Annotated in this window: 20 protein-coding genes and 2 pseudogenes; 10 read left to right on the plus strand and 12 right to left on the minus strand. The window is 61.4% G+C overall.

The window, feature by feature from the left end; translation table 11 throughout:
* Positions 1–5: 5 nt before the first annotated feature.
* Entirely contained in the window at positions 6–935 is a 930-nt protein-coding gene (locus ABRP88_RS08195; protein WP_349836907.1) for a Ppx/GppA family phosphatase, read from the minus strand.
* 33 nt (positions 936–968) lie between these two features.
* Between ABRP88_RS08195 and ABRP88_RS08200 the strand changes: the two genes are divergently transcribed.
* Positions 969–1,868: a DUF3109 family protein gene (locus ABRP88_RS08200; RefSeq protein WP_284771000.1), complete on the plus strand. Its 900-nt coding sequence runs from the start codon at positions 969–971 to the stop codon at positions 1,866–1,868.
* Here the strand turns inward: ABRP88_RS08200 and ABRP88_RS08205 are convergent.
* The 4 genes from ABRP88_RS08205 to mshA form a co-directional block, all read right to left on the minus strand.
* Positions 1,865–2,575 (minus strand): response regulator transcription factor, encoded by a 711-nt coding sequence (locus tag ABRP88_RS08205; protein WP_284783253.1) that lies wholly within the window; start codon positions 2,573–2,575, stop codon positions 1,865–1,867. The genes ABRP88_RS08200 and ABRP88_RS08205 overlap by 4 nt on opposite strands.
* Positions 2,572–3,834, minus strand: a complete 1,263-nt coding sequence (locus ABRP88_RS08210; protein WP_410755951.1) for a sensor histidine kinase — start codon at positions 3,832–3,834, stop codon at positions 2,572–2,574. The genes ABRP88_RS08205 and ABRP88_RS08210 overlap by 4 nt, the downstream gene beginning before the upstream one ends.
* 68 nt (positions 3,835–3,902) lie before the next feature.
* Positions 3,903–4,649 carry a phosphoglyceromutase gene (locus tag ABRP88_RS08215; protein WP_005276632.1) on the minus strand — a complete coding sequence of 249 codons (747 nt, stop codon included), beginning with the start codon at positions 4,647–4,649 and terminating at the stop codon, positions 3,903–3,905.
* A gap of 41 nt (positions 4,650–4,690) precedes the next feature.
* On the minus strand, positions 4,691–5,956 hold the full coding sequence (gene mshA / locus ABRP88_RS08220; protein ID WP_349836908.1) for a D-inositol-3-phosphate glycosyltransferase: 1,266 nt from the start codon (positions 5,954–5,956) through the stop codon (positions 4,691–4,693).
* A gap of 66 nt (positions 5,957–6,022) precedes the next feature.
* Between mshA and ABRP88_RS08225 the strand changes: the two genes are divergently transcribed.
* The 4 genes from ABRP88_RS08225 (at position 6,023) to ABRP88_RS08240 (ending at position 11,585) form a co-directional block, all read left to right on the plus strand.
* Entirely contained in the window at positions 6,023–7,741 is a 1,719-nt protein-coding gene (locus tag ABRP88_RS08225) for a long-chain-fatty-acid--CoA ligase (RefSeq protein ID WP_284785372.1), read from the plus strand.
* Between the two features lie 19 nt (positions 7,742–7,760).
* The gene (locus tag ABRP88_RS08230) at positions 7,761–8,276 is read left to right on the plus strand and encodes a methylated-DNA--[protein]-cysteine S-methyltransferase (protein WP_349836909.1); all 516 of its coding nucleotides are present in this window, start codon (positions 7,761–7,763) and stop codon (positions 8,274–8,276) included.
* Between the two features lie 70 nt (positions 8,277–8,346).
* On the plus strand, positions 8,347–10,056 hold the full coding sequence (locus tag ABRP88_RS08235; RefSeq protein WP_349836910.1) for a long-chain-fatty-acid--CoA ligase: 1,710 nt from the start codon (positions 8,347–8,349) through the stop codon (positions 10,054–10,056).
* An 11-nt stretch (positions 10,057–10,067) separates the two neighbouring features.
* On the plus strand, positions 10,068–11,585 hold the full coding sequence (locus tag ABRP88_RS08240) for an AMP-binding protein (RefSeq protein WP_349836911.1): 1,518 nt from the start codon (positions 10,068–10,070) through the stop codon (positions 11,583–11,585).
* A gap of 15 nt (positions 11,586–11,600) precedes the next feature.
* Here the strand turns inward: ABRP88_RS08240 and ABRP88_RS08245 are convergent, their stop codons facing one another.
* A complete protein-coding gene (locus ABRP88_RS08245) occupies positions 11,601–12,713 on the minus strand; it encodes a YihY/virulence factor BrkB family protein (RefSeq protein WP_349836912.1) in 1,113 nt (370 codons plus the stop codon).
* 145 nt (positions 12,714–12,858) lie between these two features.
* Here ABRP88_RS08245 and ABRP88_RS08250 point away from each other — a divergent pair, with 145 nt between their 5' ends.
* The gene (locus ABRP88_RS08250; RefSeq protein WP_126318154.1) at positions 12,859–13,335 is read left to right on the plus strand and encodes an S-ribosylhomocysteine lyase; all 477 of its coding nucleotides are present in this window, start codon (positions 12,859–12,861) and stop codon (positions 13,333–13,335) included.
* A gap of 147 nt (positions 13,336–13,482) precedes the next feature.
* Here the strand turns inward: ABRP88_RS08250 and ABRP88_RS08255 are convergent, their stop codons facing one another.
* Positions 13,483–14,610: a UDP-N-acetylmuramate dehydrogenase gene (locus ABRP88_RS08255; protein WP_349836913.1), complete on the minus strand. Its 1,128-nt coding sequence runs from the start codon at positions 14,608–14,610 to the stop codon at positions 13,483–13,485.
* Positions 14,611–14,634: 24 nt separating this feature from the next.
* Between ABRP88_RS08255 and ABRP88_RS08260 the strand changes: the two genes are divergently transcribed.
* Genes ABRP88_RS08260 through ABRP88_RS08270 form a run of 3 tightly spaced genes read left to right on the plus strand, consistent with a single transcriptional unit; the run spans position 14,635 to position 16,820 of the window.
* Positions 14,635–15,126 (plus strand): DUF2505 domain-containing protein, encoded by a 492-nt coding sequence (locus ABRP88_RS08260; RefSeq protein WP_284853626.1) that lies wholly within the window; start codon positions 14,635–14,637, stop codon positions 15,124–15,126.
* A 31-nt stretch (positions 15,127–15,157) separates the two neighbouring features.
* Positions 15,158–15,967: a class I SAM-dependent methyltransferase gene (locus ABRP88_RS08265; protein WP_349836914.1), complete on the plus strand. Its 810-nt coding sequence runs from the start codon at positions 15,158–15,160 to the stop codon at positions 15,965–15,967.
* Between the two features lie 49 nt (positions 15,968–16,016).
* On the plus strand, positions 16,017–16,820 hold the full coding sequence (locus ABRP88_RS08270; protein WP_349836915.1) for an LmeA family phospholipid-binding protein: 804 nt from the start codon (positions 16,017–16,019) through the stop codon (positions 16,818–16,820).
* 37 nt (positions 16,821–16,857) lie between these two features.
* Here the strand turns inward: ABRP88_RS08270 and ABRP88_RS08275 are convergent, their stop codons facing one another.
* The 4 genes from ABRP88_RS08275 to ABRP88_RS08290 are packed head-to-tail and all read right to left on the minus strand — an operon-like array spanning position 16,858 to position 19,399.
* Entirely contained in the window at positions 16,858–17,301 is a 444-nt protein-coding gene (locus tag ABRP88_RS08275) for a deoxyribose-phosphate aldolase (protein WP_349836916.1), read from the minus strand.
* 2 nt (positions 17,302–17,303) lie between these two features.
* Entirely contained in the window at positions 17,304–17,594 is a 291-nt protein-coding gene (locus tag ABRP88_RS08280; protein ID WP_349836917.1) for a DUF2516 family protein, read from the minus strand.
* A 5-nt stretch (positions 17,595–17,599) separates the two neighbouring features.
* Entirely contained in the window at positions 17,600–18,034 is a 435-nt protein-coding gene (locus tag ABRP88_RS08285; protein WP_349836918.1) for a CGLAU_01105 family protein, read from the minus strand.
* Between the two features lie 33 nt (positions 18,035–18,067).
* A complete protein-coding gene (locus ABRP88_RS08290) occupies positions 18,068–19,399 on the minus strand; it encodes a DUF445 domain-containing protein (RefSeq protein WP_349836919.1) in 1,332 nt (443 codons plus the stop codon).
* Positions 19,400–19,562: 163 nt separating this feature from the next.
* On the opposite strand from ABRP88_RS08290, the pseudogene ABRP88_RS08295 reads away from it, so the two are divergent.
* Positions 19,563–20,527, plus strand: a pseudogene (locus tag ABRP88_RS08295) (type IIL restriction-modification enzyme MmeI); the annotation flags it as partial.
* Positions 20,528–20,618: 91 nt separating this feature from the next.
* On the opposite strand, the pseudogene ABRP88_RS08300 reads toward ABRP88_RS08295, so the two are convergent.
* A pseudogene (locus ABRP88_RS08300) lies at positions 20,619–21,223 on the minus strand (IS3 family transposase); the annotation flags it as partial.

Raw genomic sequence — 21,223 nt, forward strand, 5'->3', positions numbered from 1 at the left:
TCTTCCTATTCCAATCCCTTGTCGGTCCGGCGCAAAATAACACCTTCGCGCAGCGCCCATGGGCAGATTTCCAACTTCTCGATACCCAGAGCTCGCATGCTTGCCTCGGCAACCAAAGCGCCGGCGACGATTTGGTGCGATCGGTTCGAACTTACACCCTCGAGGTCCGCTCTGTCTGCTGCAGTCATGCGCGTAATGAATGAAATCAACTGGCGCAGGCCCGGTGCGGTCAAGGTGCGCTTGACGTATGGCCCCGCAGACGAGGGCGCCGCACCAGTCAGCCGCGAGAGGGTGCGGAAGGTTTTCGAGGTGCCCACGGCCAAGCCAGCCGGGCCCATTGCCTTCATCTGCGTGACGGCATCTTCAAGCTCCGCATCGATGAAATCGCGCAGCGCACTGACCTTCTTTTTCTCCGGCGGATCGGTATCGAACCAGTTGTGGGTAAGACGTCCTGCGCCCAGATCGAGAGAGAAAGCCAGGTCAGGGTGTTCATCGGTACCGGTAGATAACTCTAGGGAGCCACCGCCGATGTCCAAGTTGGTGATGCGCCCAGCGGACCAGCCGTACCAACGACGAGCCGCGAGGAAGGTAAGCTGCGCTTCTTCCACGCCCGTGAGGATCTGCAGGCGCACACCGGTCTGCTTTTCCACCTCATCGAGTACCGCTTCAGAGTTAGGGGCAGAGCGGACCGCGGAGGTCGCGAAGGCAATAAATTCGGAGCACCCGAGTTTTTCACCCAGCTCGCTTGCCTCACCCACGGCGGACACGAGCTTTTTCAGGCCCTTTTCGTGGATGTTTCCCTTCTTATCCAGCTGTTCAACCAGCCGGAGTGGGGTCTTCCAATCGCTCATCGGAGTAGGCCGTCCCCCCATTGCGGCATCGACCGCAACGAGGTGGACGGTATTACTTCCAACGTCTAATACACCTAATCGCACACCCATAGCGTAGTAGGTCTACCGTGGTTAGGTGTGAATCGCCCAAAATCTGACACCGTTTACCTAGGTTTTCCCGCCAGCTCGCCTGCGGCGGCATCGATTAAAGCCGGGCACGAAGAGGCCCCAGATTTTCCGCGGGAGTGGTTCGAATTTACCAACCCAAACGACCCTTACCATGTCTTTTCCATCGATCTGACGTGGGTGGAATCGCACTACAGCTGCCAATTTGGCACGTCGGCGTGCCGGGGCATCGATAAGAGCCAGCCCGATGTGGGCTGCTGCGTGCACGGTGCATATATGGCCGATGAACAAGACCGCGACCAGCTTTACGATGCCGTCTCCCGCATGCCCGCGCGCTACTGGCAACTGCGCCCAGCGGGGGTAGATGAATTCCTGGAGCAAGAAAACACCGATGAGCTAGAGCCCTGGTTGGAATGGGACGAGCTCGATGGCGAGGACGGCGAACCGGAACCGGCGCTGAAAACGCCCATCGTGGATGGCGCCTGCATCTTTGCCAACCGCGCCGGCTGGGAAACAGGCACCGGCTGCGCGCTGCACCAATGGGCCGTCGATAGCGGCGAGGAGCTGACCGTGGTCAAGCCAGAGGTGTGCTGGCAGCTGCCGCTGCGGCGCTACGAGGATTATGAAGAACGCCCCGATGGGCAGGAGATTTTGCGCACCACCATCGGCGAATATGACCGCCGCGGTTGGGGCAATGGCGGCGAAGACTTTGATTGGTACTGCTCTACCGATGGCGCCTGCCACGCCAATCCGCTGCCAATGTGGCAATCGCACGAGGACGAGCTCGTCGCGCTCATGGGGCGCGAAAGCTACGATATTTTGGCTCAACAATGCCGTGCCCGCGCGGAAGCCGCCGAGCACGGCGTAAAGCTTAGCCAGCACCCAGCCAGTATCAAGGCCGGCTGGTATTAGAGCTCGAATTTATAGCCCAACCCGCGCACCGTCACCAGGTGCTTCGGGCGAGAGGGGTGCTCCTCAATCTTGGTGCGCAGGCGCTTGATGTGCACGTCTAGCGTCTTGGTATCGCCCACGTAATCGGCACCCCAAATGCGATCGATGAGCTGGCCGCGGGTCAGCACGCGCCCGGCGTTGCGCAGGAGGTATTCCAGCAGGTCAAACTCCTTGAGCGGCATAGCCACCGGCTCGTCTGCCACAGTGACGATGTGGCGCTCCACATCCATCTTCACGCGGCCGCCGGACAGGATCTGCTCGTCTTCTGCCTCGGTGCTCTCCGCAGCATCCGCGTGGGAGGACCGATCGTTGCCGCGACGCAACACGGCCCGGATGCGGGCAATGAGCTCGCGGGAGGAATACGGTTTGGTGACGTAATCGTCCGCGCCCAGCTCCAGGCCCACGACCTTGTCGATTTCCGCATCGCGCGCGGTGACCATAATGACCGGCACGGAGGAGGTGGCGCGCAGCTGCTTGCACACGTCGGTGCCGGACATGCCGGGAAGCATGAGGTCAAGCAGCACGATGTCGATGTCATTTTCGCCGAATTTCTCCAGCGCGGATGGGCCATCGAGGGCGATAATCGGCTCGAAGCCTTCCTTGCGGAGTAAGAATGCCAGCGGATCGGCCAGCGACTCTTCATCTTCCACGATGAGAATGGTGGTCATTGTGCTTTATCCTTTCGACGTGCTGCTACGCGTGCTACCGCACGCTGGAGCCCAGGAGCCGCCGCATCGACGGATTCCTTGTCTTCATTATCCTGCAAGTCAGCCTCGTGCGCTGGCTTCTCTTCCTTATATATGGGCAACTCGATGGTAAAAGTAGAGCCCGTGCCCGGGCGCGACCACAGCTTGATATTGCCCCCGTGGTTGGCCACCACGTGTTTGACAATTGCTAATCCTAAGCCAGTGCCTCCCGTCTGCCGCGACCGGGCTTGGTCAACGCGGAAAAAGCGCTCGAAGACGCGCTTATGATGCTCCGGTGGGATACCGATGCCACGGTCCGTCACCCGGATCAACACGACGTCCTCTCCCACCACTTTCTGTGAGACGGAGACCGGCAATTCCTCCGGCGAATAATTAATCGCGTTGGAAATGAGGTTAGACAGCGCCGTTACCAAGAGAGAACGGTCGCCTCTGATCTGCACGCCCTCGGAGGGACCTTGGGTCAGCCTAATGGAGCGCGCGTCTGCGGCGAGCTGATTGCGCGAAATCGCCTCGTCAATGAGATCGTCCACGTAAAGCGGTTGCATTTCCGGCAGCGCTTCGGCGCCCTGCAGCTTGGACAGCGAAATAAGCTCGCTGACCATATCCGCCATGCGGTTGGCCTCTTTTTGCACCTTGTTGCCGAAGTACTTCACGTGCTCCGGATCCTCGGGGTCTTGCAGCAGGGCCTCGGCCAGCAGTGCGATGCCACCCACCGGGGTTTTCAGCTCGTGGGAGACGTTAGCTACGAAATCGCGGCGCGCGGATTCCATGCGCACGTTTTCGCTCTCATCGGTGCCGTAGATGATGATAAAGCGGCCATCGTTAAGCGTCAGCGGCTTGATAACGGCCTTGACCTGAGTGACGCGGTGCCCAGTGCGGCGCTTGGGGATTGCCAGGTCCACGGTGCGGGTTTCCTTATCCTCGAATACCTGCTCTGCGGTCTTCCAGATTTCCGGATTGACGGCGCGATCGTGGACCACGGACATCTCGTGCGCCGCGGGATTGGACAGGATGATTTCCTGATTCCTATCGAGCACCGTCAGCGCCGTAGGAGAGCCCTGGACCGCGAGGTGCAGGCCCTGGCTCACGTTGGTGACCTGGTTTGCCTGGGCGTCGCTGGCGCGCTGGCGGCGTGCCATACGCTCGCGCACCCGAGAAATTAATGGCAGCGCCACCGCGCAGGCAAGCACGCCCGCGAGAAAGACAAAAATTAATTCCACGTGATTAAGCCTAATCATTAGAAAGTCCCCAGGGAGCACCTCCCCGGGGACTTATATGCAGTAGCGGGTTACTTGCCACCCTGCGCGGCAACGGCAGCGGCCCCGGCCTCGGCGGCCTCTGGGTCCAGGTAGGTGCCGCCCTCGTTGACCACGGAGCCATCCTCCGCAATCTCGTACACCAGCGGGATGCCGGTCGGGATATTCAGCCCGGCGATGTCATCATCGGAAATACCATCGAGGTGCTTGACCAACGCGCGCAGGGAGTTGCCGTGCGCTGCGATCATGACTGACTCGCCCTTCTTAGCCCGCGGCAGAATCTCTTCCTCGAAATAAGGCACGAAGCGCTCGACAACGTCCTTCAGGCACTCCGTCTGTGGGACCTTGTCCAAGTCCGCGTAGCGGGGGTCGTTGGCCTGGGAGTACTCGGCGTCATCGGCAAGCTCGGGCGGGCGCGTGTCATAGGAACGGCGCCATGCCATGAACTGGTCCTCGCCGTATTCTTCCTTGGTCTCGGCCTTGTTCAGGCCCTGCAACGCACCGTAGTGACGCTCGTTAAGGCGCCAGTCACGGATGACCGGGATCCAGTGGCGGTCGGCCGCATCCAGCGCGATATTGGCGGTGCGGATGGCGCGGCGCAGCAAGGAGGTGTACAGAACGTTGGGCAGGATGCCTTCTTGCGCGAGCAGCTCGCCGCCGCGCTTGGCCTCTGCCTCGCCCTTTTCTGTCAGATCAACATCGACCCAACCGGTAAATTGGTTGGATTCATTCCAGGTGGATTGGCCGTGGCGAAGAAGAATCAGTTTTCCGTTAGTCATGCCTCCAGCATGCCACGAAACCGCCCGGCGCGTCAGTGAGGCTAGTCTCCCATCGCGCGGCGTTGGTGGCAGTCAGGCACCGGAATCTGCTGGGCTTCGGCATAAATCTCCGTCAGCTCGCGAGCCGTGTTGGTCCAGCTAAAGCGCGCGGCGTGCGCGACGGCGGCCTCGCCCATAGCGATGCGTCGGGGGTCATCGTCCAGCAGCTGGGTCAAGGAATCCGCCCACTCCTTCGGATCGTGGGACGGCACCAGCAGCCCAGTCTCACCATCGACGACGGCGATGGGCAGCCCACCCACGGCCGCGGCGACGACCGGCGTGCCAGAGGCCTGTGCCTCGAGCGCCACTAGACCAAAGGACTCGTTGTAGCTGGACACCGCCACGATATCCGCGGCGCGGTACACACCTACCAGCTCCTCGGGTGGGCGGGGTCCTAAAAAGCGCACGCGCTTTTTAACGCCCAACTCCCGCGCCAATTCCCTATACGCCTCCGGCGAGGCATTCGCCCCAGATGGCCCGCCGCAGATGAGCACCCGAAAATCGCGGGTAGGCTCGCGGTGGCACAGCTCGGCGGCGGTGCGGATAAGAACTTCGGGCCCCTTGAATTTCTGTAGCCGCCCCACAAAGGCCACGACCTTGGTATGCAGCGGGATGCCCAGCTCGCGGCGGGAGCGCTCCGTATTGCGGTCGGTACCAGGGGTAAAAAGCCCCACGTCCGCACCCGGGGAGACTACGCGGATGATGTCGCGGTCAGCATCGTAATGCTCGGCTAGATCGCGGGCTTCCTGATCTGTATTGACCACGAGGAGGTCTGCGTTATCCACCAATTGCTGCTCGCAGATGCGCCGCGCCTCTGATTCCACGGTGTCCTCGGCGGTGCGGTAGGCGTTTTTCACCGCGGCCAAGGTGTGGGCGGTATGAACAAGGGGGATGCCCCAAAGATCGCGCAGCAGCCACCCCACTTGGCCGGACAGCCAGTAGTGGGAATGAATAAGGTCATATTTTTTGCCCTGCCACTTGGCAAATTGCATAACGCCGCCGGAAAAAGCTGCCAGCTGGGTAGGTAGATCTTCTTTTTCTAGCCCCTCAAAGGGGCCTGCCACGATGTTGATCACCCGCAGGTTGGGGGCCACGTCCACGATTTCTTTGTGGCTGGGGCGGGTCGCGCGGGTATAGACATCTACCTCGACGCCAAGCTGGGCTAATTGGCAGGCAATATTTAAAACGTAGACGTTCATTCCGCCGGCATCCCCGGAGCCAGGCTGCTCAATGGGGGAAGTATGCATAGAAATCATGGCGATGCGCATGTTGTCCCATCTTAGCGGCGCTATACTGGCCCCTGCCAACAACCTACGCTACCGAAAGGTCACGCATTGTCCGCTTATGAATCAAAGGCATGGCTCCAGTATTACCCGGAGTGGACGCCGCATAGCCTCGACTATGGCAACACCACCCTGTTGGACCTGTTTGACAATAACCTCAAGGTCAATGGCGATAAGTCAGCCACGTATTTCTTTGGACGCAGCCAAAACTATTCCGAGCTGGACCGCCAAGTGCGCGCCGCCGCAGCCGGCCTGAAGGCCTTTGGCGTGCGCCCCGGTGACCGCGTAGCCATCGTTGCCCCCAATAGCCCGCAGTACATCGCGGCCTTTTATGCCATCTTGAAGCTCGGCGCCCAGGTTGTGCTGCACAACCCGCTTTATACCGCCCACGAGCTTGAGGGCCTCTTCCAGGATCACGGCGCGCGCATCGCCATCGCCTGGGACAAGGCCGCCCCCACCCTGGAGAAGCTGCGGGCTACCACCAACCTGGAAACGGTCGTGTCCATCAACATGATCAACGCCATGCCCACCCTGCAGCGCGCCGCGCTGCGCCTGCCGCTTCCCCCGCTCAAGGCCAAGCGCGAGCAGCTTTCTGCCCCGGCACCAAATACCGTGCCGTGGGAAGCGCTGATTGGTGATGCCATCGGCGGCAATGGCAGCGATATAAAGACGCCGGAGGATATTGATAAGGACACCATCGCGCTGGTGATGTACACCTCCGGTACGACCGGCGCACCCAAGGGCGCGATGCTCTCGCACGGCAACCTCGTATCCAACCTGCTCCAGGGCAAGGCTTGGGTGCCAGGCTTAGGCGATAAGCCAGAGCGCATGCTCGCCGCCCTGCCCTTCTTCCACGCGTATGGCCTGACCATGAACGTCACCTTGGCCCAGCTCATCGGCGGCGAATTGGTCATTCTCCCCGTGCCGCAGATCCCGCTCATCATGCAGCTGATGAAGAAGCACACCCCGACCTGGGTCCCGGGCGTTCCTACCTTGTACGAGCGCATCGTCAAGGCCGCCGAGGAGCAAGAAGTTCCCATCAAGGGCGTGCGAGCAGCCTTCTCCGGCGCATCCACCCTGCCTTCTGAGACCGTCAATAAGTGGGAAAACGCCACCGGTGGCCTGCTCGTAGAGGGCTATGGCCTAACCGAGTGCTCGCCAATCATCGTAGGTAACCCCATGAGCACTGACCGACGCCCCGGCTACGTGGGCATTCCCTTCCCGGATACCGAGGTGCGCATCGCCAACCCCGATAACCTGGATGAAACCCAGCCGGACGGCGTTGAGGGCGAAGTGCTGGCCCGCGGCCCGCAGATTTTCAAGGGCTACCTCAATAACCAGGAAGCCACCGATACCGCCTTCCACGGTGACTGGTTCCGTACCGGTGACATGGGCATCATGGAAGAAGACGGCTTCATCCGCCTGGTCAGCCGCATCAAGGAAATCATCATCACCGGCGGCTTCAACGTCTACCCAGGCGAGGTCGAAGAAATCCTGCGCGAGCACCCCAGCGTCGACGACGCCGCCGTGGTGGGCCGCCCGCGCGAGGACGGCTCCGAAGATGTCGTGGCCTGCCTCGATCTTGCCGATGGCGCCGCGCTCGACCCCGAAGGCCTCAAGGAGTACTGCCGCGAGCGCCTGACCCGCTACAAGGTCCCACGCACCTTCTACCACTTCGAGGAACTGGCCAAGGACCAAATGGGCAAGATCCGCCGCCGCGAGGTACAAGAAGACCTCATCAACCGCCTCGAAGCAGAGAAGAACTCCTAAAACACCTAGAGTTCACACCATGTTGCGCACCATCGATACCCCCATCGGCCCGCTACTGTTGACCGCAGATGCGGACGGGCTGTCCCGTGTCGACTTCGTCGCGATCCAGTCGGGTCGCGACGAGGAAAGCAGAGGTAGCGACGGAGCCGACAAGACTCGCGGCGGGGACAATGGGGGCATCGACAAGCGCGGTGCACACATCCTAGATGTGGCGCAGGAGCAGCTCGCGGAGTATTTCGCCGGGCACCGCCGTGAGTTTGAGCTGCCGCTTAACCCGGCGCCGACGACGGAATTTCGCGCCCAAATTCACGCGCAGCTCGACTCCATTGGCTACGGCGAGGTCTCAAGCTATGGCGAACTCGCCGCCGCCGTGGGGCGTCCCGCTGCTACCCGGGCGGTCGGCACCGCCTGCGGCGCCAATCCCCTGCCGATCATTCGGCCCTGCCACCGTGTGCTGCGCAGCGATGGAACGCTCGGCGGCTATGCCGGCGGCCTGGATATCAAGCGTTTTTTGCTGACACTCGAAGAAAACTAGAGGATTTCCTCACGTTCTGGGTATACTCGCCCTTTGTAATATTTTTCTTTACCAAACGAAAGGGTAGCGCGTGTCTGCATACGAATCCCGGGCCTGGATTAAGCACTACAGCGACTGGACCCCCGCCACGCTTGATTATGGCGATAAAACCATCGTTGACTACTACGTCAATAACCTCCGCATCAATGGGAATAAGTCCGCTACCTACTTCTTTGGCAATACGCAGAACTACGCGGAGCTAGACGCACAGGTGCGCGCCGCCGCCGCGGGACTTAAGGCCTTTGGCATCCGGCCTGGCGATAGGGTCGCCATCGTCATGCCCAACTGCCCCCAACACGTGGTGGCGTTTTATGCCGTCCAGCTGCTCGGGGCCACCGCGGTGGAGCACAACCCCCTCTACACCGCCCACGAGCTCGAGGGGCTGTTCCAGGACCACGGCGCGCGCGTGGTCATCGCCTGGGATAAGACGGCGCAGACGCTGAATAAGCTGCGCGCCACCACCCCGCTGGAGACCATCGTGTCCGTCAACATGATCGACGCGATGCCACCGCTCAAGCGCCTAGCGCTGCGGATTCCTCTGCCACCGCTAGCCGCCAAGCGCGAGCAGCTGACCGGCGCGGCCCCGAATACCGTGGCCTGGTCCACACTTATCGGTTCTGCCATCGGCGGCGATGGCAAGGACCTCGAGATTGCCCAGGTCACGCAGGACGATATCGCGCTTATTCTCTACACCTCCGGCACCACCGGCAAGCCCAAGGGCGCGTTACTTTCGCACGGCAACCTCATCGCCAACTGCGTGCAGGGCGAGGCTTGGCTGACGAATATGGACGCCACCGACCAGCGCTTCCTCGCCGCATTGCCGCTCTTCCACGCCTACGGCATGACCACGCTGTGCGTGCTCAGCATCTACTTCGGCGCCGAGCTGATCTTGGTTCCGTCCCCGCAGATGCCGCTCATCATGGACATCATTAAGAAGCACACTCCCACTTGGCTGCCGGGCGTGCCCACGTTGTACGAGAAGATCATGGACGCCGCCGAGGACAAGGGCGTGGATCTCGCCGGCATCAGCAACGCGTTCTCTGGCGCCGCTACCCTGCCGGTTGACGTGATGGAGCGCTGGGAATCCATGACTGGAGGCCGCCTCGTGGAGGGCTTCGGCATGACCGAGACCTCCCCCGTGCTTATTGGCAACCCCATGAACGGCAACCGCCGCCCGGGCTATGTGGGCCTGCCCTTTCCCGATACCCATGTGCGCATTGGCAACCCGGATAACCTCGATGAAACCCAGCCAGATGGCGAGCCGGGCGAGATGCTGGCTCGCGGGCCGCAGATTTTCCAGGGCTATTTCAATAATGAAAAGGCCACCGAGGAGTCCTTCCACAATGGTTGGTTCCGCACCGGCGATATGGCCACCATGGATGAGGACGGCTGGGTCAGGCTGGTTAGCCGCATCAAGGAAATCATCATCACTGGCGGCTTTAATGTCTACCCGGCCGAGGTCGAAGAAGTGGTGCGCAAGCACCCAGACGTCAAGGAGGTCGCCGTGGTGGGCCGCCCGCGCAAGGATGGCTCCGAGGACGTCGTCGCCTGCGTCATCCTGCGCGATGGCGCCGTCTTAGACCCAGAAGGCCTCAAATCCTTCTGCCGCGAGCGCCTTACTCGCTACAAGATTCCGCGCACTTTCTACCACTTTGAGGAGCTGGCTTCGGACCAGCTGGGCAAGATCCGCCGCCGCATGGTGCAACAGGATCTGCTCGATCTCCTCAAGCAGAAGGCTTAGTATTAACCACCATGTCAGACCTCGAGTACGAAGCCACGCTGACGGATTTCCTCGCCACCGCAGTAGACAACTTCCCCCACCGTCCCGCCACATTTTTCGGCGGCGAGACCTTGAGCTACGCGGAGCTGGATACCCGCATCGCCGCTGCCGCCGGCGCCCTGCGGGAGATGGGAATCCGCCCCGGCGACCGGGTAGCGCTGGTCTTGCCCAACTCCCCGCAGCACCTCATTGCCTTTTTCGCGGTGCTGCGCCTGGGCGCGGTCGTAGTCGAACATAACCCTCAGTACACCGCCCACGAGCTGACCCCGCTCTTTGCCCACCACGGCGCCAGCATCGCCCTGGTCTGGGATCAGGTCGCCGCCGTGGTCGATGGCCTGGCCAGCACGGTGATCCCCGTGTCTTTGGAGGCGCCCCTTCCCCTCTCCGGCGCCCCAGTTCCCCACCGCCAGGCCGCGCTTGCCGATGCCGCACTTATCCTCTACACCTCCGGCACCACCGGCCAGCCCAAGGGCGTGGTGCTCACGCACGGCAACCTCGCTTCCAATTGCATCCAATTGGAGGCCCAGGTCGATCTGCGCCCCGGCCACGAGCGCTTCCTCGCCACGCTGCCGATGTTCCACTCCTATGGACTGACCATGAGCGTCTTGCTCGCGATGCGCTGCGCCGCCGAGATCGTCCTGCTGCCTTCCCCGCGCCCCGCGGCCGTGGTCAGCGCCTTGGCACAGCGCCGCCCGACGTGGATGCCGGGTGTTCCCACCATTTATGAGCGCGCCATGAACGAGCAGGCCGCTGAACCAGCCGCGGACCTGGGCGGAGTACGCTACGCCATTTCCGGGGCTGCATCGCTGCCCGCGCGCATCATCGAGCCCTGGCAAGACCGCACCGGCGGCATGCTCGTCGAAGGCTACGGGCTCACCGAGGCCTCACCCGTGCTGACCATTAACCCGCTTGGTGAGGGGCGGCGCGTGGGGACCATCGGCAAGCCGCTTGCCGATACCGACCTGCGCATCGGGGATCCGGGTGACCTGGACCGCAGCCAACCCGATGGCACGCCCGGTGAGATCCTTGCCCGCGGGCCCCAGGTTTTTGCGGGATACCTCGACAACCCCGCAGCCACGCGGGAGGCATTCCACGGCGAGTGGCTGCGCACCGGCGATATGGGGGTGCGCGAGGCCGATGGCCATTTCCGGCTGGTGGGCCGGATTAAAGAGGTCATCATCACCGGTGGGTTTAACGTCTTTCCTAGCGAGGTGGAACATGCACTGTTGAGCCACCCCGCGGTAGGCCAAGCCGCGGTGGCGGGCGTCCCGCGCGCCGATGGTTCCGAGGACGTCGCCGCTTGCCTGGTGCTCCAGCCCGGTGCCACCTTCGACGCGGAAGCGGTGCGCGAACACTGCCGTGGCCTCTTGGCGCGCTATAAGGTCCCGCGCCATTTCGTGGTGCGCGAGGAATTGCCCACCGATCAGCTAGGCAAGCTGCGCCGCCGCCAGGTGCAGGAAATCTTGATGGCAGAGGTTGCTTCCCGCTAATTCGCGGCGGAGAAACTACTCCCCGGCGCGGGTGCGGTGCTCGCTGCGGGCAGCACCGGCAAAGATACGCCCCGAGCGCTCTTCTAGTCTCTTCTTCGCCCGCACCTGCTGTTGCGCCGCGAATTCAGAGCGCGGTGGGGCCTGAATATAGCGCTCGGCGTGCAGCCCCAGCTGTAGCTCCTTGGCGCGCAAGATCTCCGCATCGATCTTGATGCCCAAAATCAGCATCGTATTGGACAGCCAGACAGTCATAAATACCGCCATGACCGTACCGAATGCCCCGTAAATGCTCACCCCGGCCAGGTACTTGATGTAGAGGGAGAATGCGCCCCACACCACTAGGTTCGTCAGCAGCGCTACCACCGAGCCCAAGGTAATCCAGCGGAAGCGGCTGGGCCGAACGTTGGGTGCAAAGTGGTACCACACGGCAATGAGTGCCAGCGCCACCACGACCGTTATAGGGAAGCGCAGCCAATTCCACACGGGCATAAAAATGCCGCCGATAAAGTCCACTGTGCCGTGCAACCCCAGCCGGAGTGCCACGGGCTCGATGACGCTGTCCACGACGGTATCGCGCAATAAATTGGCGCACAGCACCACCACCGCGCCGATGACTAGGATGACGGTAATGGCCCACATCAACACCCATGTGCGGATGGTTCCGCGGCCTTCTACCCGGCCGTAGACCGTATTGGCGGTACGCGAGAAGGCCCGCACATACGCCGAGGCGGCAAATAGCGAAATCATTACGGAGACCACCAGCGCAAACGTGCCCTCCCTTGTGGATCCGATAATGGAGCTGACAATGGTGCCGGCCTCCTCCGCCATGGAGCGTGGCACGTAGGTATCAATGAACTGCGCAGTCAGTGCCTCCACTTCGCCCCGGCGCGAAGAAAAGATCAGCGTGGCAATGGAATATGCCGCCAGGACGGTGGGTGCAAAGGCCATGAGGGTGAAGTAGGTCATCGCGGCGGCGCGGTCCATGAGGGCATCGTGGAAGAAATCTGCCCACACGCGCCGCATCACCAAGCCCCAGCTGTCCTTGCGCAGACGATTGCCACGCGCCCACGGATCAACATCGGCGGCCGGGCTTTCCACGGTGACCAGGCTGGTCACGGTGCTTGGCACAATCTTTTACTGTTGGGCAGGCTGCTTCCGGGCTAGCTTGCTGCCGGTTGCGGGGGCATCGTCCAAGGCACTCATAGTTACGAAGCGTATGCGGCTTAAGAATCTATTCTGGGAAGTGACACTCGCAGCGATTAGGCTGGGGACTATGACTGAACAGAACGAACAGAAGATTAACGTTAAGTCCTTCGAGCTCGACCACCGCCTCGTCAGCGCGCCTTATATCCGCGTGGCTGACCGCACCGATTTGGGCGGCGGCGTGGAAATTATCAAGTATGACCTGCGCTTCTGCCAGCCCAATAAGGAGCACTTGGACACGGAGGCGCTGCACTCCGTGGAGCACATGATGGCCAACTTTATGCGCAATTACACCGATAAGCTCATCGGCTTTGCACCTATGGGCTGCCGCACCGGCTTCTATGCCATCACCAACGGCATGGAGCAGGATGAATTGCTGCGCGCCGTTGAGGGTGCGCTGAACGATATCCTTACCGCCACCGAGGTTCCCGCCGCCAACGAAGAGCAGTGCGGTTGGGGCGCGCACCACAGCTTGAAGGGCGCGCAGGATGCGGCTCGCAAGTTCTTGGACGCCAAGCCGGAGTGGCTCGAGGTCATGGCTGCCTAAGACTGCGCCGGGGCGGCTTTTGCGCCGCCCGTGCTGCCTGTGCCGGCCACAAGCAACGATTACGTCCAAAACAACCGCGTTTCGCCAAAAATGAGGGCGAATTTTAGAAGAACGCGGTTGTTTTGGACGTTTTTATATCCGCGCGGCCTAGTCCTCGTCCATGGATACACCCAGCCACACTGGCTCGGGCACGAGCTCGACGCCGAAGGCCTCGCGGACGCCATCGCGGATCGTGCGGGCCAGCGCGACGATGTCTGCGGCGGTCGCGTTTCCGCGGTTGGTCAGCGCCAGGGTGTGCTTGGTGGACAGCGTTGCCGGGCCGGAGCCGGGGTAGCCCTTTGTGAATCCTGCGTTATCGATAAGCCAGGCGGCCGAAAGCTTCTCACGCGGGGACGGTTCGCCCTGTGCTGGAGCGGTGGCGGGGTGGCGGGGCATGCGGTCGGCGGGGGCATCGCCAAGCGTGGCACGCACCTTGTCCTGGATGGCATCAGCGACGCTGGATTCGACCACGGGGTTGGTGAAAAAGGAGCCGGCAGACCAGGTGTCGTGGTCAGCGGGATCGAGCACCATGCCCTTGCCGCGGCGCAGCGCGAGTACCTCTTCGCGGACCTGGGCAACGGGTCGGCGCTCGCCGGGGGCATCGGTAAGCTGCCCAAAGCGCAGTGGGCGCGACAGCCCATCGGTGGTCAATTGCAATTCGACTTCGAGTACCACCGCGCGGCCGGTGAATTTCAGGTTGGAGTAACGGTAGGCCAGATCAAGATCGGAGACGGGAACCCACTCATCGGCATCGGTGCGCAGGTTATACAGGCGCACGCGGGTCAAGACCTCAGAAATCTCGGCTCCATAGGCACCCACGTTTTGCACAGGCACCGCGCCCACCGTGCCGGGTATGCCGGAGAGGCACTCGATGCCGCCCAGGGACTGTGCCACGGATTCTGCCACGACCTCGTCCCATACCGCACCGGCTTGGGCGCGCACGAGACCAGTCTCGGTATCTATGTCCACCGCGGCAAAGTCGAGGACTACGGCGACTACGTCTACCTCGCCATCAGAAACCAGCAGGTTGGAACCGCCGCCGACCACGATGAAAGGGATTTTTTCTTTCTCGAGGTACCGCAGTGCCGCAACCGCTGCTTCAGGCCGCGAACAACGCAACGTGACCCGCGGCTTTCCCCCCACGCGCAAGGTGGTGAGATCGGCAAAGCTCGCCGTGGGATCCACGTCTACGCCGTCGATTGCTGTGAGTTGTTGCGTAAAAAATTTATCAAGCACGTATACCAAGGTAGTCTGTTAAGCATGTCAACTCGTAGTGAAAACACCGTAACCATCAATCAGCCTATCGACATGGTTCACAAGGCGCTGCTTACCCAGGGGTACTGGGAGTACATCGTGGCAAACCTTTCCCCTGAGGCAGGCCAGGTTCACGATTTCTCCGATAACGTAGCCACGCTCTACGAGGTTCTTCCGACCACCCTCTTGCCAGAGGCAGTGCGCGCGATGGTCTCGCAGGATCTCAAGGTCAAGCGCGTGGTCACCGTGGGCGAGCTCAACGGCCAGGCCGCTGACGTCAACTACACCGCAGACGTCAAGGGCACCCCGGTGGACTTCAAGGGCGATATTTCCCTGGCCGGCGAGGGTGAGATGACCAAGCTGACCTACACCAACGAGATCTCCGTCAAGATCCCGATGATGGGCGCAGCCATCGAGCCAAAGGTGGGCGAATCCCTCTCGGAGCTCTTTGATAACGAGGGCAAGCTGACCGAACAGTGGATTTCTGAAAACTCCTAAGGCACTCACCCCTTAGAATTCCTTCACGCCCATGGCCGACCACGCTCATAACCTGCGCGCCAGCGCAGCAGCGGGTCGGCCTTTTGGCGTTATTACCCGCGGCACCACCAACTACAACCGGCTGCGGCGCTGCGATAGGTGGATGATGGCGCACCCGGAAATCTCGGCCCTGCTGCGCCACGTGCGCACCCCGCTCGCGCTCGACGTGGGCTACGGCGCCTCCCATACCACCACGGTGGAGTGGGCGCGGTGGCTGCGCCGCATCAACCCCCGCGTGGATGTGCGCGGGCTGGAAATCCACCCGGACAGGGTACTGCCGCCGCGCGATGGCGTCCGCTTTGAGCTGGGCGGATTTGAGCTTGCGGGATACCGGCCGCAGGTGGTGCGCGCCTTTAATGTGCTGCGCCAATACGACGTGGACCAGGTTGCGGAGGCCTGGCAGACGGTGTGCTCGCGCTTGGCCCCTGGCGGGTTCTTCGTGGAGGGCACCTGCGATGAGTTGGGCCGGCGCGCGGCGTGGATCTTGCTCGACCAGCATGGGCCGAAGACGCTGACGCTCGCGTGGGATCCTTTCGACGTGACCCGCCCCTCTGATGTGGCCGAGCGCCTGCCCAAGGTGCTCATCCACCGCAACGTGCCCGGCGAGCCCATCCACGAGCTCCTGCAGGCCGCCGATAGGGCCTGGGATCGCGCCGCCGGGTGGGCCCCGCACGGCCCGCGGGTGCGGTGGCGCATGGCACACGCCCTGCTTGCCGATGTCCCCTTTAACCTCCAGCCTCCCCGCCGCCGGCTGCGCGATAATACGCTCACTGTGAGCTGGGAGAGCATCGCGCCCCGCTAATATCCAGCACACATTGCCACCGGCCGCCTCATGCGCCACACTGGTAGTCATGGCTGCAAAGAAATCGGGCGGATCGCTCGCTTGGAAAATTGTCGTAGGCGTCCTCGTAGCGCTCCTTGTTATCATCCTCATCGCCGAGTTTGGCCTGCGCTGGTTCATTGGTAATCAGATGACCGAGGAGTTTAAAAATAGCGCCAAAGAAGAAGGCATCGAGGTCACAGAGGATCCCTCGGTAAGCTTTGGCGGCAGCCCCCTCCTCTTTGGCCTGCTGAGCGGCTCGATTTCCCAGATGGATATGACCACGCCGTCGACCCTGCAGATCGAAGGATCGCAGATCAAGGGGCAACCCGCCTCCGAAATCCACGTGGAAGACATGTCGACGGATACCGATAACCCAGTAGCCGGCTTCCTCCGCGCCACCACTACCGTTCCGGATGACTATCTGCTAGCTAGCTTCCAAAAAGGAATCTCAGACCAATCCGGCAGCGAAACCATTGGAAATATGGTGGTCACTGAAATCACCGCGAATGACCAAAGCGACGAGCTGGAGGTGAAATTCGGCGGCGGTTTGGCCAGCCTTTCGCTCAAGCCCACCGCCCGCGACGGCAAGCTGGAGATCAATGCCACCGAGGCCGCTATCTTCGGCCTCTCCCTGCCTGAGCAAGCCACTAGCTCCATTTCCGAGGCACTGCAGGAAGGCATGTCTGAGCAGCTCGTTGCCAATGACATGCAGGTCGAATCCGTGGATGTAGGCGACGGCAAGGTCACGCTCACCTTTACGGGCACCGATGTCCCATTGAATGATTTGGAGCATTTCTCAGACGAAAGCGGCGAACAGAAGAAGGCCGCCTAACAGCGCCGACCTAGGGAGCGGAGGCCTAGGGAGCGACTTAGGCGGTGGGAAATTCTACGACGGGCAGCGAGCTGGAAAGCTCGCTGCCTTTTTCTATGACGAGTCTGTGAAAACCGGCCTGGGCGGCGGCGGTCTGAGCGAGGGACCGCACCGGTTCCGCCTCCGGCAGGATGAGGCCCACGCGGGCCGGGTCCGGGCAGGCCTCGCGGATGGCTACGAGCTCGGAGAGGATGGGGGTGACATCGGCAAGCGTGGCGTCAATGCTGACCCACACCTCGTCCGCGCCGGACTGGATGGCCAGGCGGGCCTCAGAGGCCTTGATGAGGGTGTGGTGCCGGCCGGTGGGATAGCCCGCCACGGCGGTAATGCCCGCCGGCTCGGCTGCGGCCGCCACCGTCACGTGGTGCGGCGAGACCAAAACATGCTGCCCAGCGGCCTGCTCCCTGACCTCAGCGGCGGAAGCGTGCAGGAGATTTTTCATGCTTAGTAGCTGTAGTCGCCGTTGATGATGGCCTTGAGCTGCGGGCGCACGTCAAACCAGTAAATGCCGGTGATGACCGTGCCAATCCACGCCAAAAATTGCAGGCCGGTAGCCATCGCCACCGCCGAGCCCGCAAGCAGGCCTACCCATACCCATTTGCCCTTGCGGTCGCCGGCCCGAAACGCGTCCTCGCGCGTAGATGCCGCGAGCACGGCCCCGATGATGGCGGTAATGGTCAGGACCCGGAAGAAGTAGATGGGAAACTTATAGGCAATATCAATTAAAACGTACATGCAGATTAATTCGTGGGTTCGTCGGTATCGATAACTTCGCCATCGATAATATTATCGTCCTTGTCCGCAGCAGCGGAATTGCCGTTCTTGGGCGCGTTCTTCTTCTCGTTCACGCGCTCCTGGGCATAGTCATACGCGTCCTTCACGCCCTCGCGGGTTTCCTTGTACGCATCCGCGAACTTGTCCTTCGCCTCAGAGAAAGCCTCCGAGTCGCGGGTGTCTTCCGCGGCCTTCTTAATGGACGCGCCCCACTGCTTAGCGGTAGTGGTGGCCTTATCCAGCATGCCGTCCTTATCACCCTGTGGGGCCTGCGCACCTGTTCCCTGCGAGCCCTGGTTCTCGCGCTCTTCCTGCAGGCGGCCACCGAAGTCCTTGGCGGTATTCAGCGCGGATGCGCCAGCTTCCTTCAGGGAATCAAAAAGCTTCTTCTTCTCAGTCATGAAATCCTCCGTGTGATGGTTTAGTCCGGTGCATTAGGCGCCGAAAATGAGATGATTAACAGCATATATGGCCAATCCTGCCAGAGAGCCGACGATAGTGCCGTTGAGGCGAATAAATTGCAGATCCTTGCCCACCATCAGCTCGATATTCTGCGAGGCCTCCTGCGCATCCCAGCGCTTGATGGTCTCCGGGATGATTGCGATGATCTCCGGGGCGAATTTCTCCACCGCATAGCGCGCGGCCTTGTCCACCAGGTCATTGGCCTGGGCCAAGAACTCGGAATCCTCGAGCAAACGGTGCGCTAGTTCCTTCACCTTGGCCGTCATCTTCTGCCGCAGGAAGGACTCCGGGTCATTGAACTGATCAATGAGCGTGGTGGAAATGGTGCACCACATCGCTGCCGGCGCCTGCTGCACCTGGTCAGAGGAGAGCATCTCTTGCTTGATGTTCTCAATGCGCTCGCGCATATCCGCATCCCATTGCAGGTCCGCAGCCAGCTTGGATAGGTTGCGGCGGATAGCCAGGCGGGCCTCGTGGTTGCCATCGCGGCGAACCTCGTCGGCGAAATTAACGAGCTCGCTATAGACCTTGTCCCCTACCATTTCACGGGCAAAACGCGGCGCCCACCCAGGCATGCGCTCATCGATGGCCGTGACCACCGTCGATTCCATGCCAAGAATCTTCTTGTGCGCCCAGTCAATGAGGTCATCCTCCAGCGGGCGCGCCTTGCCGTCCGCGATATAGCCCTCCAGCAACCGGCCCAACGGCGGGCCCCACTCCGGCTCCGCCAGGCGGTCCATGACCTGGGTGCGGATGAACTGCTCCGCCTCAGCAGGGTCGAGGTCCTCCACCACGCTGGCGGCGCGCTGACCAATCCATTCGGAGACTTCCTCCGCCTTGCCGGGTTCTGCCCCCTGGCGCGCCAGCCACAGCGGCAGCTCCGCATCCCGCACCTTGGCGCTCAGTGCATCTGCGGTCAGGAAGTTCTCCTCCACAAAGTCCTTCAGCGCATCGCCCACGCGATCCTTATTATTCGGAATCAGCGCCGTGTGCGGGATGGGCAAGCCCATCGGCCGACGGAACAGTGCCGTCACCGCGAACCAGTCCGCCAGACCACCGACCATGCCTGCCTCCGCCGCCGCACGCACGTAGCCTACCCACACCGGTGCCCCGCTTTCCGATGCCTGCCACCACGAGCACCCCAAAAAGATCACTGCCGCCAGCAAAAGCAGCGACAGCGCAATCGCCTTCCACCGCCGCAGGTCCGCCCGGCGCACCTCCTGGTTGCCGGCCTGCGGCACACCGGTGCCTGACGATGCCGGCTCCCTAGCCGTATCGAGCTCTGCGTCCGAGCGGTGCGTCATGTGTTCTCCTTGGGGATTGTGAAGGTGCATGTGAGCTTCGGTCTATAACACTAGTGGGCATTGCGGGGGCGCAAGGTAGCTGGCTTGGCTGAAATCGATCTTTAGCTTTTCAAACCACTGAAATGCACTTCCCAGTGGCGTAGATCGACGAAGGACGATTCAGGTGGCACGACTCAACCTCAAGGCAATCGAAGAACGCATCAAGCCCCTTGCCGGGCAGGATGACTATGACCGCGAGTTCATCTTTGATCTCTTGCTGGCATACGGCCGCTCCAAGGGAAATATCACGCGCCTGCGCAATGGCTCGCTCAACATTGCTGAGGATCCAGAGCACGAGGTCGCACAGAAGAATATCGTCTACTTCCGCGAGACCACCGGCGATCTGCTCGAAGAACTTGAACGCCTGCGCGTTTCTCCCACGGTGGTGAAGTTTGCCACCCGCTTTGTCATTGTCACCGATTACACAGAAATGATCGCGTACGACCTGAAGACTAGGGAGAACCGTACCTTCCCTCTGCGCGAAATTGACCAGCATTTCACCTTCTTCTTGCCTTGGGCCGGCATGGAAAAGGCCCAATACACCGCCGAATCCCACGCGGATGTCAAGGCCGCGGAGAAGATGGGCACACTGTTCGATGAGCTCGCTTCCGCCAACCCCAGCATCATGAAAGACCCCGAACAGCGGCACGGACTGAACGTATTTTTCACCCGCCTGCTGTTTTGTTACTTCGCCGAGGACACCGGCATCTTTGGGGAGAACCAGTTCACCAACGCGGTGGGATCGCACACGCTGGAGGATGGCTCCGACACCGCCGATTTCATCCGCGACATGTTTGCCGCCTTGGATGAACCAGACCCGACGAAAAAGCCCAGCCACTTGGCGGACTTCCCTTATGTCAACGGCCGTCTCTTCCGCGCCGACGCCCACCTGACGGTGCCGCGCTTTCCCCCAAAGCCCGTGAGATGCTCATCGAGCTCGGCCGCCAGATTTGGCTCGACATCAACCCAGACATCTTCGGCTCCATGTTCCAGGCAGTCGTTGCACCAGGCAAGCGCTCCAACTTGGGCCAGCACTACACTTCAGTGCCCAACATCCTCAAGACCATCGAGCCACTATTTATGGATGATTGGGGTTGCCCGCAAATCGTGGACACCTAGTCAAGCTACCTAGTGGTTAGGCAGCTATTTCTTCTTCGTTTCTGGTTTGGGTGGTGTGGTTTTCGAAATCGACGGGGCTGACCATCCCGAGGGCGGAGTGCCGGCGTCGACGGTTGTAGACCACTTCAATCCAGTAGGCAACGGCCTTGCGGGCAGCATCGCGGGTTGGCCAGCGCTTCCGGTCGTAGAACTCGGTTTTCAGCGTCGACCAGAACGACTCGGCCATCGCGTTATCGAAGCACACCCCGGTACGCCCCACAGACTGAACAACACCTAGGTTGCGGCACACCTCCCAGAGCTTCTCACTGGTATATTGCGTCCCCCGGTCAGCGTGAAACACCAGCCCGTCAGGAACATCACCGCGCAGCGTATGCGCCATCCGCAGTGCTCGTTCGACCAAACTTGTATCTTGCACACTATCCATAGCCCAGCCCAGTACCCTGCGGGAATGACCATCGCGAACTGCGCATAAGTACAACCAACCCTCGCCGGTGCGCAGGTAGGTAATGTCCGACATCCATACCCGGTTGAGCTCGCCGGTATCAAACATGCGCTTGACCAGGTCAGGAAGACTCGACTTACGTTTAGATTGGATCGTTGTCACTGGAACGAAAGCACGCGGTGAAATCCCTTCAATGCCCATCATGCGCATCCGCTTGGCTACAG

The organism is Corynebacterium sp. KPL2734, assembly GCF_040225595.1.
GTDB classification, from domain to species: Bacteria; Actinomycetota; Actinomycetes; order Mycobacteriales; family Mycobacteriaceae; genus Corynebacterium; species Corynebacterium rhinophilum.